13 protein-coding genes are annotated in these 14354 nt (G+C 68.2%); 3 read left to right on the forward strand and 10 right to left on the reverse strand.

The genetic code is table 11. The features are described from left to right. Positions 1 to 15: 15 nt before the first annotated feature. Positions 16 to 1086, forward strand: coding sequence for a GGDEF domain-containing protein (locus tag LYSHEL_RS03835; RefSeq protein ID WP_213435827.1), 1071 nt, complete (start codon positions 16 to 18; stop codon positions 1084 to 1086). Here LYSHEL_RS03835 and LYSHEL_RS03840 read toward each other — a convergent pair. The 3 genes from LYSHEL_RS03840 to clpB all read right to left on the reverse strand — a co-directional run bounded on the left by LYSHEL_RS03840 (position 1083) and on the right by clpB (position 5961). Next, on the reverse strand, positions 1083 to 1388 hold the full coding sequence (locus LYSHEL_RS03840) for an FmdB family zinc ribbon protein (RefSeq protein ID WP_213435829.1): 306 nt from the start codon (positions 1386 to 1388) through the stop codon (positions 1083 to 1085). The genes LYSHEL_RS03835 and LYSHEL_RS03840 overlap by 4 nt on opposite strands. A 6-nt stretch (positions 1389 to 1394) precedes the next feature. Next, entirely contained in the window at positions 1395 to 3251 is a 1857-nt protein-coding gene (locus tag LYSHEL_RS03845; protein WP_213435831.1) for an ABC-F family ATP-binding cassette domain-containing protein, read from the reverse strand. A gap of 124 nt (positions 3252 to 3375) precedes the next feature. Beyond that, complete coding sequence (gene clpB / locus LYSHEL_RS03850; protein ID WP_213435834.1) at positions 3376 to 5961, reverse strand: ATP-dependent chaperone ClpB; 2586 nt, start codon at positions 5959 to 5961, stop codon at positions 3376 to 3378. Positions 5962 to 6104: 143 nt separating this feature from the next. Here clpB and LYSHEL_RS03855 point away from each other — a divergent pair, with 143 nt between their 5' ends. Next, a complete protein-coding gene (locus LYSHEL_RS03855; RefSeq protein ID WP_213435836.1) occupies positions 6105 to 6866 on the forward strand; it encodes a lysophospholipid acyltransferase family protein in 762 nt (253 codons plus the stop codon). Here the strand turns inward: LYSHEL_RS03855 and LYSHEL_RS03860 are convergent, their stop codons facing one another. The 4 genes from LYSHEL_RS03860 to rluD are packed head-to-tail and all read right to left on the reverse strand — an operon-like array spanning position 6867 to position 9568. Then, on the reverse strand, positions 6867 to 7277 hold the full coding sequence (locus LYSHEL_RS03860; RefSeq protein ID WP_213435838.1) for a thiol-disulfide oxidoreductase DCC family protein: 411 nt from the start codon (positions 7275 to 7277) through the stop codon (positions 6867 to 6869). Further along, entirely contained in the window at positions 7264 to 7794 is a 531-nt protein-coding gene (locus LYSHEL_RS03865; protein WP_244858654.1) for a DUF4166 domain-containing protein, read from the reverse strand. Before LYSHEL_RS03865 ends, LYSHEL_RS03860 begins: the two co-directional genes overlap by 14 nt. Beyond that, the gene (gene pgeF, locus LYSHEL_RS03870) at positions 7791 to 8561 is read right to left on the reverse strand and encodes a peptidoglycan editing factor PgeF (RefSeq protein ID WP_407075156.1); all 771 of its coding nucleotides are present in this window, start codon (positions 8559 to 8561) and stop codon (positions 7791 to 7793) included. Before pgeF ends, LYSHEL_RS03865 begins: the two co-directional genes overlap by 4 nt. Beyond that, a complete protein-coding gene (rluD, locus tag LYSHEL_RS03875; protein ID WP_213435844.1) occupies positions 8561 to 9568 on the reverse strand; it encodes a 23S rRNA pseudouridine(1911/1915/1917) synthase RluD in 1008 nt (335 codons plus the stop codon). The genes pgeF and rluD overlap by 1 nt, the downstream gene beginning before the upstream one ends. A gap of 109 nt (positions 9569 to 9677) precedes the next feature. On the opposite strand from rluD, the gene LYSHEL_RS03880 reads away from it, so the two are divergent. Further along, a complete protein-coding gene (locus LYSHEL_RS03880) occupies positions 9678 to 10538 on the forward strand; it encodes an outer membrane protein assembly factor BamD (RefSeq protein ID WP_213435846.1) in 861 nt (286 codons plus the stop codon). Between the two features lie 56 nt (positions 10539 to 10594). Here LYSHEL_RS03880 and LYSHEL_RS03885 read toward each other — a convergent pair whose 3' ends face one another. The 3 genes from LYSHEL_RS03885 to sucD all read right to left on the reverse strand — a co-directional run bounded on the left by LYSHEL_RS03885 (position 10595) and on the right by sucD (position 14353). Further along, positions 10595 to 12238 (reverse strand): NAD+ synthase, encoded by a 1644-nt coding sequence (locus LYSHEL_RS03885; RefSeq protein ID WP_213435848.1) that lies wholly within the window; start codon positions 12236 to 12238, stop codon positions 10595 to 10597. Between the two features lie 40 nt (positions 12239 to 12278). Further along, on the reverse strand, positions 12279 to 13376 hold the full coding sequence (locus LYSHEL_RS03890; RefSeq protein WP_213435850.1) for a DNA topoisomerase IB: 1098 nt from the start codon (positions 13374 to 13376) through the stop codon (positions 12279 to 12281). Between the two features lie 101 nt (positions 13377 to 13477). Further along, positions 13478 to 14353, reverse strand: a complete 876-nt coding sequence (gene sucD, locus LYSHEL_RS03895) for a succinate--CoA ligase subunit alpha (RefSeq protein ID WP_213435852.1) — start codon at positions 14351 to 14353, stop codon at positions 13478 to 13480. Position 14354: the final 1 nt, after the last annotated feature.

Consider the following 14354-nt stretch of genomic DNA (forward strand, 5'->3'; position numbering starts at 1 on the left):
TTTTTGGGGAGAGGGATGGAGTTTCCGCGGGATCGCGAGGCCGCCTACGTCCAGCGCATGTTCGGTTGGCAGCGGCAACGCCTGCGCCGCCTGGTGCTGCTGGCGCCCGTGCTGCTGTTCCTGTTCGTCGCGCTGCAGGCCCTGCTGATGCCCGCGCCGCTGTCGGACTGGCTGCACGATCCGCTGCTCTACGTGGGGCTGGTCGTGCTGACGGCGGTGGCGCTGTGGATGCGCACCCTGCACGACGCCAACCTCTTCGCCGCCGGTGGCGTGGCGCTGCAGACCCTGTTCCTGGTGTCCTGCGCGATGAGCACGCGGCCCGGGCACGGGGGCGTGGGCCTGCTGCTGCCGATGTTCGTGGCCACGCCGCTGGTCACCGCGCCGTTCTGGGCGCGCAACTCCACGGTGATGATGGCGATCCTGCTCGGATACCTCTCCGGCGCGCTCGCGCTGTGGCACGCACATGCCGGCAGCACGGTGTGGCTGGCCTACGGGGTGCAGGCGCTCGGCGGCGGGATCGTGGCGATGGCGATGCACGCCACCGTCGACCACGCGCGCCGCAACTACTTCCTGGCCGAGGAAGAGCTGGCCGAACGCGCGCGCCTGGATGCCCTCACCTCCACGCTCAACCGCCGCCATTTCATCGAAACGGGCGAGCTGATGCTCTCGCACATGCGCCTGGGCCAGCACCTGGCGGCGTGCTTCATCGACCTGGACCACTTCAAGCGCGTGAACGACCAGGGCGGGCATCGCATCGGCGACCAGCTATTGGTCGCGGTGGCGCGGCGCCTGCTGGAGCTGGAAGGCCACGGCCGCTTGATCGGGCGGCTCGGCGGCGAGGAGTTCGCGATGCTGCTGCCGGGGCTGCGGATGGCGGAAGCGGAACAACTGCTGCAGTCGGTGTGCGCCGATATCGGGGAGATCGCGGTGGAAGGCCACGCGTGCACCGCGAGCGTGGGCATCGCGGAGTGGCAGCCCGGGGAAACGCTGTCGGACCTGCTGCATCGCGCGGACCTGGCGTTGCTCAACGCCAAGCGCAACGGGCGGAACCGGATCGTGCAGTGGTCGGAGGATGTCGCGGCCTAGTCGGCCTTCGGCACCGGTTTGGATTCGGCCGGCTTGGATTCCGCGGGCTTGCTCTCCGCCGGCTTCGCGTCCGCCACCGGCTTCGGCGCACCTTCGACGAGGTTGCGCTTCTTGTCGCCGTCCTTCTTGAAGTCCGTCTCGTACCAGCCGCTGCCGGACAGGCGGAACGACGGCGCGGTGAGCTGGCGCTTCACCGCATCGGTCTCGCACTTCGGGCAGGCGCTCGGGTCGGGGTCGGACATCTTCTGCAGGCGATCGAACTCGTGGCCGCAGGACGTGCATTCGAAGGCGTAGATGGGCATGGCGTATCAGGCGGTTTCGTAGAGGGCGAGCAAATCGGCTTCGGCGCGCGCGAGGTCTTCGCGCAACTGGGCCTGCTGGCGGCCCAGGTCGGCGGCCTTCGCCGCGTCGGCATACACCTTGGGGTCGGCGAGGCTGGAATCCAACGTCGCGATGCGCGATTCCAGGTCCGCCACGCGCGCTTCGGCCTTCGCCAACGCGTGCGGATTGGTCTTGCCGGCGGGCTTCTTGACCGGTGCGGGCGCGGGGGCCGGCGCGGCCTTGGCCTGCTTGTCGGCCTTCGCCGATTCGCTGCCCGGGCGCGAACGCAGCCACGCGGCGTATTCGTCCAGGTCGCCGTCGAAGGCTTCCACCTTGCCGTCGGCCACGCGCACGAAGGTGTCGCACACCAGGCCGATCAAGTGGCGGTCGTGCGAGACGAGCACGATCGCACCGTCGAAATCGCTGAGCGCTTCGGCCAGCGCTTCGCGCATGTCGAGGTCCAGGTGATTCGTCGGTTCGTCGAGCAGCAGCACGTTCGGTTGCTTGAACGCGATCATCGCGAGCGCCAGGCGCGCCTTCTCGCCGCCGGAGAACCCGTCGATCGATTCGAACGCGCGGTCGCCGGGGAAATTCCACTTGCCGAGGAAATCGCGGAACTGCTGCGTCGGCAGGTCGCCCGCCACCTTGCGCAAATGATCGATGGGCGTCTGCCCCGCCATCAGCGATTCGACCGTGTGCTGCGCGAAGTAGCCGATGCGCATGTCGGGATGCGCGTTGCGTTCGCCGTCGATCAACGGCAACTCGCCGACCAGCGTCTTCACCAGCGTCGATTTACCCGCGCCGTTCGGGCCGAGCAAGCCGACGCGATCGCCCGCTTCGAGGCCGAAGCCCACGTCGCGCAGGATGCGCACGTCGCCATAGCCGGCATCGACGTGGTTCAAACGCACGAGCGAATTCGGCAGGCGCTGCGGCGCGGGGAATTCGATGCGCAGCGAACGCTCGGCGCGCACCGCCTCGGTGCCCGACAGCTTCGCCAGGCGCTTCATGCGCGACTGCGCCTGCTTGGCCTTGCTGGCCTTGGCCTTGAAGCGATCGATGAAGGATTGCAGGTGCGCGCGTTCGATCTGTTCCTTCTCGTGCGCGATCTGCTGCTGGCGCAGCTGTTCGGCGCGCTGGCGCTCGAACGCGGTGTAGTCGCCGGTGTAGAGCTTCGCGCGGCCTTCGTGCAGGTGCAGCGTGTGCGTGGTGATGTTGTCGAGGAACTCGCGGTCGTGCGAGATCACCAGCAGCGTGCCGGGATAACGCAGCAGCCACTGTTCGAGCCACAGCACGGCGTCGAGGTCGAGGTGGTTCGTCGGTTCGTCGAGCAGCAGCAGGTCGCTCGGCGTCATCAGCGCGCGCGCGACGTTGAGGCGCACGCGCCAGCCGCCGGAGAAGTCGGACACCGCCTTCGAATGCGTTTCCGCGGGGAAGCCCAGGCCATGCAGCAACCGGCCCGCGCGCGCGGTGGCGTCGTAGCCGTTCAACTCTTCGAGCTTGTGGTGCGCCACCGCGACCGCTTCCCAGTCTTCGTTCGCGAACGCGTTGGCTTCCATCTGGATCGCGTCGTGCACGGCCTGGTCGCCGGACAGCACGAAGTCGATCGCCGAATCCGGGAGCGACGGGGTTTCCTGCGCCACCCAGGCGATGCGCGCCTTGCCGGGCAGGTCCAGGTCGCCCTTGTCCGGCTCCACCTCGCCCATCAGGGCGGCGAACAACGAGGTCTTGCCCGTGCCGTTGCGGCCGACCACGCCCACGCGCCAGCCGGCGTGCAGGGTGAGGTCGACATCGGACAGGAGGAGGCGCTCGCCGCGGCGGAGAGCGAAATTGCGGAAGGAAATCATGGGGGCGGAATTCTAGAGGAGCCGGGACCGGGGACTGGGGACCAGGGACCGGGGAAAAGCGGGGGCGCAGTTTGACAGCTCTTGCTTCCCCCTGGTCCCCGGTCCCTGTCCCCGGTCCCGCCATTCAGGCTTTCCGGAACACCAGGTGCCCGCCCTCCGCCTCGACGACGATGGAATCCCCGCTCCCGAACTCCCCGCCCAGGATCTTCGTCGCCAGCGGATTCTCCAGCTGCTGCTGGATCGCCCGCTTGAGCGGCCGCGCGCCGTAGACCGGGTCGAAGCCGACGTTGCCCAGCAGCTGCAGCGCCGAATCGCCGATCTCGATGCGGATCCCGCGCTCGGCCAGGCGCTTGTCCAGGTACTGCGTCTGGATGCGGGCGATCTCGCGGATCTGCGCCTTCGACAGCGGATGGAAGACCACGATGTCGTCGAGCCGGTTGATGAACTCCGGGCGGAAGTGCGCCTGCACCGCGCCCATCACGGCGGCCTTCATCTGCGTGTAGCTCTCGGCCGAGTCGTCGGAATACAGCTCCTGGATCATCTGCGAGCCCAGGTTGGACGTCATCACGATCACCGTGTTGCGGAAATCGACCGTGCGCCCCTGCCCGTCCGTCAGGCGCCCGTCGTCGAGCACCTGCAGCAGGATGTTGAACACGTCCGGATGCGCCTTCTCGACTTCATCGAGCAGGATCACGCTGTACGGGCGGCGACGCACCGCTTCGGTGAGATAGCCGCCTTCTTCGTACCCGACATAGCCCGGGGGCGCGCCGATCAAGCGCGCGACCGAGTGCTTCTCCATGAACTCGCTCATGTCGATGCGCACCATCGCGTCCGACGAATCGAACAGGAAATCCGCGAGCGCCTTCGTGAGTTCCGTCTTGCCCACGCCCGTGGGGCCGAGGAACAGGAACGACCCATTCGGGCGATTGGGATCGCTCAGCCCCGCGCGCGAACGGCGGATCGCATCGGACACCGCGCGCACCGCTTCGGCCTGGCCGATGACGCGCTTCTGCAGCTGTTCTTCCATCTTCAGCAGCTTCTCGCGCTCGCCTTCGAGCATCTTGCTGACGGGGATGCCCGTCCAGCGCGACACGACTTCGGCGATTTCTTCGGCGGTCACCTTGTCCTGCAGCAGCGTGAAGCCCTTCGATTCGGCTTCCTGCGCGGCCTGCAATTGTTTTTCCAGTTCCGGGATGCGGCCGTACTGGATTTCGCTCATCTTCGCGAAGTCCTGCTTGCGCTGCGCCGCTTCCAGTTCGAGCTTGGCCTGCTCGATCTGTTCCTTGAGTTTGGTTGCGCCCTGCAGCGTGGCCTTCTCGGCCTTCCACACTTCCTCGAGATCGTTGAACTCGCGCTCCAGGCGCGCGATCTCGTCTTCCAGGTCCGCCAGGCGCTGCTTCGATTCGGCGTCCTTTTCCTTCTTCAGGGCTTCGCGCTGGATCTTCAGCTGGATGAGGCGGCGTTCCTTGCGATCCAGTTCCTCCGGCTTGGAATCGATCTCCATGCGGATGCGCGAGGCCGCTTCGTCCATCAGGTCGATGGCCTTGTCGGGCAACTGGCGGTCGGCGATGTAGCGATGCGACAGCGTGGCCGCGGCGACGATCGCGGGATCGGTGATCTCCACGCCGTGGTGCACCGCATAGCGCTCCTTCAAACCACGCAGGATCGCGATGGTGTCTTCCACGCTCGGCTCGCCGACGAACACTTTCTGGAAACGGCGCTCCAGCGCAGCGTCCTTCTCGACGTACTTGCGGTATTCGTCGAGCGTGGTGGCGCCGATGCAATGCAGTTCGCCGCGCGCGAGCGCGGGCTTGAGCATGTTGCCGGCATCCATCGCACCTTCGGCCTTGCCCGCGCCGACCATCGTGTGCAGCTCGTCGATGAACAGAATGATCTGGCCTTCGTTCTTCGCCAGGTCGTTGAGGACGGCCTTCAGGCGCTCCTCGAATTCGCCGCGGAACTTCGCGCCGGCGATCAGCGCGCCCATGTCGAGCGACAGCACGCGCTTGCCCTTCAATCCTTCGGGCACTTCGCCGTTGATGATGCGTTGCGCCAGGCCTTCGACGATCGCGGTCTTGCCCACGCCCGGCTCGCCGATCAGCACGGGGTTGTTCTTCGTGCGGCGCTGCAGGACCTGGATGGTGCGGCGGATTTCCTCGTCGCGGCCAATCACCGGATCGAGCTTGCCGGACTCGGCGCGCGTGGTGAGGTCGATCGTGTACTTCGCCAGCGCCTGGCGCTGGTCTTCGGCGTTTTCGTCCTGCACTTTCTCGCCGCCGCGCATCGCGTCGATGGCGGCGTCGAGTTTCTGCTTGGTCGCGCCCGCGGCCTTCAGCGCGCGGCCGGCGTCGCCGTTGTCATCGATGGCGGCCAGCAGGAACAACTCGCTCGCGATGAACGCATCGCCCTTCTGCTGCGCGAGCTTGTCGGTGACGTTGAGCAAACGCGCCAGGTCGTTGGAGACGCTGACGTTGCCGGCCTGGCCGGAGACCTTCGGCAATTTGTCGAGCGCTTCGCCGAGGCGTTCGCGCAGCAGCGGCACGTTCACGCCGGCCTGGGTGAGCAGCGGGCGCGTGCCGCCGCCCTGCTGGTCGATCAGCGCAGCGAGCAGGTGCGCCGGTTCGATGACGCTGTGGTCGCGGCCCACGGCCAGCGACTGGGCGTCGGACAGCGCTTGCTGGAAGCGCGAGGTGAGTTTGTCCATGCGCATGGGAATGGAAGCTCCTGGAAACGTGAGGCCCGGCGCCGGGCCGGCGAATAGCCTGCAGATGCGGCCGTGGAGACGGGATGCAAGGCGCCGGGCCCGGTATCCTCCGCATCCTTTCGTCCTGTCTTTCCCTGAGGTCCTGCTGCATGGCCGTGGTCATCCGGCCCACGCTCCCGGCATTCCTGCCGGCCGCGGGGTGGTTTGCGCTCAATGCGCTGCAATTGTTCGCCCTCATCGTCTTCACCGTCGCCGGGATCCCGGTCGCGCTGCTGGTCGCCCTCCTCCGGGGCCCGGCGCCCGCGCTGCGCATGGCCCGCTGGTACTGGGCGCCGTTGTTGCTGGGCGGCGCGGGCGTGGACCTGGTGGTCGAAGGCACCGATCGCGTCGCCTGGGACAAGCCGCTCGTGCTCGTCAGCAACCACGCGTCGATGATGGACATCGTCGTGTTGTTCCGCGCGGTGCCGGCGCCGTTGCGTTTCATGCTCAAGCGCGAACTGGCGATGGTGCCGTTCGTGGGCTGGTATGCGCGCGCGATGGGCATGGTGTTCATCGATCGCGGCAATGCGCGCGATGCGCGGCGCAAGCTCGGCGATGCCGTCGACAAGTTGCGCGACGGCGCGACGCTGGTGGCGTTCCCCGAAGGCACGCGCAGCAAGGACGGCCACGTCGGCGCGTTCAAGGGCGGTGCGTTCCAGGTCGCGATCGAAGCAGGCGTGCCGGTGGTGCCGGTGACGATCACGGGCAGCGGCGCAGTGTTGCCGCCGTCGGGCTTCCGCGTGCGGCCGGGGACGATAGTGGTGCGCTTCGGCGATCCGATCGCGACCGAGGGGATGTCGGTGCAGGCGCGGAATGCATTGGCGCAGCAGGCGCGCGAACGCGTGGTGTCGATGGCGAACGGCGGCGCCTAGCTACTGCAGGAAGCGTTCGGCCTCCGCCGGCGACGGCACGCGGCACGCCGCATGGCGGCCGAACCAGCGATAGCGGTTGCGCGCGAGCATGCGATACAGCGGATCGCCCACCGCACCCGGGATCAGTCGCAACACGTGCGCGGCACGCCACGCACCCCCCAAGCCGGTGAGCACGCGACGAATGCCGTCGACATCGCGATACGCGTGTTCGCCTTCGATCAGCAGGAACGACGACGGATCGTCCGGATCCAGCCCGTGCGTGGCGAGCAACGTGCGTCCGGACGGTGCCTGCATCGCCGCGAAGCGATAGCGCCCGCGCCGGTCGTGGCGCAACAGGAAATCGATCCAGCCGTTGCACAGCACGCACGTGCCGTCGAACACGATCACGGCGCGGGCGTCAGGCGGGGACAAGCCAACCCTCGTAACGGATGAGGCGGCCGATCACCGGCATCGCGGCTTCGACCAGGAATTCGTAGCGCCCTGCGTGTTCGCGCTCGCGGCAACGCACGTCGGCGAACCAGCGCGCGGGCAGCGGCAAAACGCCGAGCAACCGCACGCCGGCGGTGCGCCAATGGATCTCGTCGTCGCGGGCGTCCAGCGCGAAGCGGAACGTCATCGGGCCGAGGCGCTCGTGCAGGAAACCGTCGCGCGCGGTGCAACGCGAACGCAGGCGGGCGCCGCCGAAATCGCGCGCCCACGTTTCTGCATCGTCGTGGATGGAAAACACGATGGTGGTCGGGACGGCGTGGCGCGACGGCGGCAGGCCGGTCATCGCGGCGCACAGCCGCGCGAGCGGATTCGTGCCGCGCAGGATCGAGGCTTCGCCGCGCCAGGTCGCCTGCGTGTCGATCGCATGCAAGGCACGGAGCTGGGGCGGAAGCGTATCGAACCTGGTGCCGAGGAGCCGGCGGAACAGCGGCGTGCTCAAGGCGCGATCCACGCGATCGTCGCCATGCGACCGGTGCGCTGGTCGCGGCGGTGCGAGTAGAAGCGCGGGTCGGCGATCGTGTCGAAGTCGCCGCCGTGGATGTCGGTGATGCCGGCGCGGGCGAGGCGTTGCCGCGCGAGTGCGTAGAGGTCCACGCGCCAATGGCCGGGGCGTGTCGCGAAGAAGGCGCGTTCGGCGTCGCGCGATTGCGACACGAAGGCGTCGTGCACTTCTTCCCCGATCTCATACGACGCCACGCCGGCCGCGGGCCCGAGCCACGCGACGATGTCCTCGCGCGGCGTGCGCATGGCATCGAGCGTGGTTTCGAGCACGCCGGCGGCGAGGCCGCGCCAACCGGCGTGGGCGGCGGCGAGTTCGTCGGCGTTGCGCGAGGCGAACACGACCGGCATGCAATCCGCGGTGAGGATGGCGAGGACGGTGCCGGGCGTGCGCGTGAGGGCTGCGTCGGCTTCGGGTTCATCGGTCTCCGGTTCGACCGCGACGTGCGTGCCGTGCACCTGGCGGATCCAGCGGGGCGCGGAGGGCAAGGCGAAGCGTTCGATCAGGTCGCGACGGTTCTGTTCAACGGAGGAGGCGTCGTCGCCGCTGCGGAGGCCGAGGTTGAAGGTGTCGAAGGGCGGCAACGAGTGGCCTGCGCCGAAGCGCAGGGTCGTGAAGGTGACGATGCCCGGAGACATCGGCCACGCCGCACGTAGCACCGCACCCTCTGGATTCCCGCCTTCGCGGGAATGACGGGCCGACTGCATTACTTGCCCTTCTCCACCGCAGCCCGCGCGTCATCGCGCAGCGCATCCATCAAGCCGCGCATGTCCGCCGGCACCGGCGCCGTGCAGCGCACCGGTTCGCCCGTCGTGGGATGCGTGAACTCCAACGTTTCCGCATGCAGCGCCTGCCGCTTGAACGTGCGCAGGGCTTCGATCAGTTCGGGCGTCGCGCCGCGCGGCAGCTTCAGCGGGCCGCCGTACAGCGGATCGCCGACGATCGGATGCTTCAGGTGCGCCATGTGCACGCGGATCTGGTGCGTGCGGCCCGTCTCCAGGCGGCATTCCAGGGCGGTGTGCGCGCGGAAGCGTTCGCGCAGCCGGTAATGCGTGATGGCTTCGCGGCCGTCCTCGCGCACGGCCATCTTGATGCGGTCGCGCGGATGGCGGTCGATCGCCAGGTTGGCGGTGCCGCCGGACACCAGCGCACCCACGACGACGGCGAGGTACTGGCGATGCACGCCGCGCGAGGCGAGCTGTTCGACCAGCGCGGTGTGCGCCGGCAGCGTGCGCGCGACCACCATGACGCCGGAGGTGTCCTTGTCGAGGCGATGCACGATGCCGGCGCGCGGCAGCGCGGAGAGGCCGGGGTCGCGATGGAGCAGCGCATTCACCAGCGTGCCGGTCGGATTGCCTGCCCCGGGGTGCACCACCAGGCCGGCGGGCTTGTCGAGGACGAACACCGCCTCGTCCTCGTAGAGCACGTCGAGCGGGATGTCCTCGGGGGCGGCGGTGGTCTGGATGTCCAGGACCACGATCAGCGAGACCGACTCCCCGCCGCGCACCGGATCGCGGCCGCGCACCTGCTTGCCTTCCAGCAGGGCGTCGCCGGTCTTGATCCACTCGGACAGGCGCGAACGCGAAAACTCGGGGAACAATTCGGCCAGCACGGCGTCGAACCGCCGCCCCGCCGCACTGTCGGGCACCACCGCGAAGCGCGGTTCCGCCTCCGGGGAGGTCTCGTTGATGGGGTCCAGCTCGGGGGTGCTCATGCGCAAGTCCGGTTCAGGCGCGGTACCGAACGTCGGCCCCGGGCAGTTGTGGCGGACTGGTATTATCCGCGCCTCGCGCCCCAAGCGCCCCTCACCCGGCTTCCCGTCCATGACTCATCGCTCCATGACGCTGCGCCCCCTGCTGTTCCTGCTGATCGCCCTGGTGCTGGCCACCTCGGGCTGCTCCAAGTTCAGCAAGCTGTGGAAGGACGAGAACAAGAACGAGGGCCAGCCGGTCGAGGTGATCTACGACAAGGCCCACGGCTACATGCGCGAAGAGCGCTGGGCCAGCGCGACCGAAACCTTCCAGCGCCTCGTCGCCCAGTACCCGTACGGTGCGTACACCGAGCAGGCGCTGATGGAAATGGCGTACGCGGAGTTCAAGTCGGGCAAGCACGACGACGCGATCTCCACGATCGACCGCTTCATCCGCACCTATCCCACGCATCGCAACATCGCGTACTTCTATTACCTGCGCGGGCTGTCCAACTCCACGCGCAACGCCATCTTCCTGTCGAAGGTCTTCGACCTGCAGATGAGCAACCGCGACCTGTCCACGCCGATGCAGGCCTACAACGACTTCTCGATCGTGGCCGAGCGCTACCCGAACAGCCGCTACGCCGCCGACGCGGGCCAGCGGATGATCGACCTGCGCAACCTGTTCGCGAAGCACGAGCTCGACACGGCGCTGTACTACCTGCGCCGCGGCGCCAACGTGGCGGCGATCGAGCGCGCGAAGTACCTGCTGGAGACGTATCCGCAGACCAGGCACCAGAACGACGCGGTCGCTGTGCTGGGCGAGGCCTACACCAAGCTCGGCAACACGGCGCTGGCCAACGATGCCCGGCGCGTGCTGGAGCAGAACGATCCCAAGCACCCGTGGCTCACGGGCGACTGGCCGGACTATCCGTCCAACTTCCGCAAGCTCAACCCGTTCGCGGGCGAGAAGAGCGCGGCGGGGCACGACTGAGGTCGTTCCAGGAGTTGAACTGAAAACCCCCGCGATCGCGGGGGTTTTTGTTTGGGCTACGAATATCCGTTGGTGATCGGATAACGGCGTTCGCGGCCGAAGGCGCGGCGCGACACCTTCGGGCCCGGCGCGGCCTGGTGGCGCTTCCATTCGCTGATGCGCACCAGCCGCAGCACGCGTTCCACCGTGGCGGCGTCGAAGCCCGCGGCGACGATCTCGTCGCGCGCCTGTTCCTGGTCGATGTGGCGATAGAGGATTGCGTCCAGCACGTCGTAGGGGGGCAGCGAATCCTGGTCTTTCTGGTTTTCGCGCAGCTCCGCCGACGGCGGGCGATCGATCACGCCCTCGGGGATCGCCAGCCCGCCATGCGGCGCCGCGCCGCCTGCGGCATTGCGCCAGCGCGCGAGGTCGTACACCTCGGTCTTGTACAGGTCCTTGATCGGCGCGTAGCCGCCGCACATGTCGCCGTAGATCGTGGCGTAGCCCACCGCGTACTCGCTCTTGTTGCCGGTGGTGAGCAGGAGGCCGCCGAACTTGTTCGACAGCGCCATCAGCAGCACGCCGCGGCTGCGCGATTGCAGGTTCTCTTCCGCCACGTCGGGCGCGCGATCGGCGAACAACGGGCCCAGCGCTTCCATGAAGCCCTTGAACGGCGCTTCGATCGAGACGGTTTCCAGCCGCACGCCGAGCGATTTGCATTGCACGGCGGCGAGGTCGTTCGACAGGTCCGCGGTAAAGCGCGACGGCAAGCGCACGGCGGTGACGTTCTCCGCGCCGATCGCATCGACGGCGATGGCGAGCACGACGGACGAATCCAGCCCGCCGGACAGGCCCAGCCACACCTTGTCGAACCCGTTCTTCGCGCAGTAATCGCGCGTGCCGCGCACGATCGCGCGCCAGGCGAGCGCGTCGCGGCCTTCGTCGTCTTCCGCGGGCCAGTGCACGGGCGCGAACTTGCGCGTGTCCGGATCGAAGTCCGCGATCAACAGGTGGTTTTCGAACGCGCGCGCCGCCGCATGCACGGTGCCGTCGCCGTCGGCGATCACCGACGCACCATCGAACACGACCGCGTCCTGCCCGCCGACCGTATTGAGATACGCGAGGGCGACGCCGGATTCGGCGACACGCTCCGCCAGCAGGCCATCGCGCTGCGCGTGCTTGTCGCGTTCGAACGGCGAGGCGTTGGGCACCAGCACGAGTTGCGCGCCGGCGTCGACCGTGCGCGCGAGCGGCTCGGGGAACCACAGGTCTTCGCAGATCACCAGGCCGATGCGCGCGCCGTCGAGCTCGAACATGCACGGTTCGCCGTCGGGGTCGACGTCGAAGTAGCGGCGTTCGTCGAACACGGCGTAGTTGGGGAGTTCGCGCTTGCGGTAGGTCTGTTCGATCGCGCCGTCGCGCAGCACGCTGGCGGCGTTGTAGACCACCGCGCCCGCGGCCTGCGGCCAGCCGACGACGGCGACGATGCCGCGCACTTCGCTCGCGATCGCCTGCATCGCGGCCTCGCAATCGGCGAGGAAGCGCGGGCGCAGCAGGAGGTCTTCCGGCGGGTAGCCGCTGAGGGCGAGCTCGGGGAACAGGATGACGTCGGCGCCGTGCTCGTCGCGCGCCTGCGCCGCCAGGCGCACGATGCGCGCGGCGTTGGCGGCGATCGCGCCGACCGGGAAATCGCACTGCGCCATCGCGATCCGAAGCGTCATCCGGGTCTCCTGCCCACGCGGGGACGCGCAGTGTATCGCGTCACTTCGCGGCGGATTTGCCGTTGCCTTTCGCCCTGGGCCGTTGCTTCGCCTCGCGCCGCGCGGCCCGCAGCAACCGCAGCGCCGCCTGCTCCCACTGTCGCGGGCCCTTCGCGTTGCCGGCCGCGCGCTGCAGGCGCCCGTCTTCCCACGCCGCGAACACCACCGGATCGATGTACGACTTCCGGCACACCGCCGGCGTGTTGCGCAGGGACTCGGCCACCGACTTCACCACCGTGTTGCACAACGCCGTCGCCACGCGCGCGTTGACGGTGCCGTTGGCCTTGCGCGGGACCTCCTGCACGGCGAGCAGGCGCAGCGCGCTCAGCGTGCCGCTCCAGGTGCGGAAATCCTTCGCGGTGAATTCGCCGCCCATCGCGGTCTGCAGGTAGTCGTTCACCGTGCCGGAGTCGACGGGCTGCGGATTGCCCTCGTCGTCTTCGTACTGGAACAACTGCTGCCCGCGCAGCTGCTGGATGCGGCGCACGATGCGCGACAGGCGCGCATCGTTGAGCACCACGTCGTGCTCCAGCCCGCTCTTGCCGCGGAAGCGCATGCGCATGCGTCCGCCCTTGAGGAATTCGACGTGGCGGTTGCGCAGCGTGGTCAGGCCGAACGACTTGTTGTCCTTCGCGTATTCGTCGTTGCCGATGCGCACCAGCGTGTCGGCCATGATGCCGACGACGATCGCGGTGACTTTCTCGCGCGGCAATCCCGGCAGGCCGAGGTCGCGGCGCAGCGCGCGGCGCAGGTGCGGCAACGCGGCGCCGAAGGCGATGATGCGGTCGAACTTTTCGGCATCGCGCACTTCCGACCAGCGCGCGTGGTAGCGGTATTGCTTGCGGCCGCGCGCGTCGCGCCCGGTGGCCTGCAGGTGTCCGTTGGAACGCGTGCAGATCCACACGTCGCGATACGCGGGCGGGATGGCGAGCTTGCGGATGCGTTGCAGCGTGGCGGGATCGCGGACCACGCGACCGGCGGCATCGAGGTATGCGAACCCCTTGCCGGCGCGGCGGCGGCGCAGGCCCGGATCGCTGTCGGAGACGTAGACCAGGCCGCCTTCTTCGGCGGATTGGACGTTGGGGTCGGTCGAGGCCATGCCGCAAAGTGGCGGCTGGCGTGTCAACGGAGTGTCCTGCTTCGTCGGCGGACCTCTCCCCAACCCCTCTCCTGGAAGGAGAGGGGCTCAAGCAGGAAGGCTTACTTCTTCAGGCGCGCCGCGATCGCCGCACCCAGGTCGCCCGGCGACTTCACCGTGGTGACGCCGGCCTTTTCCATCGCTTCGAACTTGCCTTCGGCCGTGCCCTTGCCGCCGGAGGCGATCGCGCCCGCGTGGCCCATGCGCTTGCCCTTCGGCGCGGAGGCACCGGCGATGAAGCCCACGACCGGCTTGGTCACGTACTGCGAAATGAATTCCGCCGCTTCTTCTTCGGCGCTGCCGCCGATCTCACCGACCATGATGATGCCTTCGGTCTGCGGGTCGTCCTGGAACCACTTCAGCGCGTCGATGAAGTTGGTGCCGTTGATCGGGTCGCCGCCGATGCCGATGCAGGTGGACTGGCCGAGGCCGACGTCGGTGGTCTGCTTCACCGCTTCGTACGTCAGCGTGCCCGAGCGCGACACGATGCCGATCTTGCCCGGCATGTGGATGTGGCCCGGCATGATGCCGATCTTGCACTCGCCGGGCGTGATCACGCCGGGGCAGTTCGGACCGACCAGCACGACGTCGTCGTACCCGGCCAGCGTGTTCTTGACGCGCAGCATGTCGAGCACCGGGATGCCTTCGGTGATGCACACGATCACCTTGATGCCCGCATCGGCGGCTTCCAGGATCGCGTCGGCCGCGAACGGCGGCGGCACGTAGATCACGGACGCATCGGCGCCGGTGGCGTCGACCGCTTCGCGCACGGTGTTGAACACCGGCAGGTCCAGGTGCGTGGTGCCGCCCTTGCCCGGCGTGACGCCGCCGACCACCTGGGTGCCGTAATCGACCATCTGTTCGGCGTGGAAGGTGCCCTGCGAGCCGGTGAAGCCCTGCACGATCACCTTCGTGTTCTTGTTGATCAAAACGCTCATG

It is taken from the genome of Lysobacter helvus, assembly GCF_018406645.1.
GTDB classification, from domain to species: domain Bacteria; phylum Pseudomonadota; class Gammaproteobacteria; order Xanthomonadales; family Xanthomonadaceae; genus Noviluteimonas; species Noviluteimonas caseinilytica.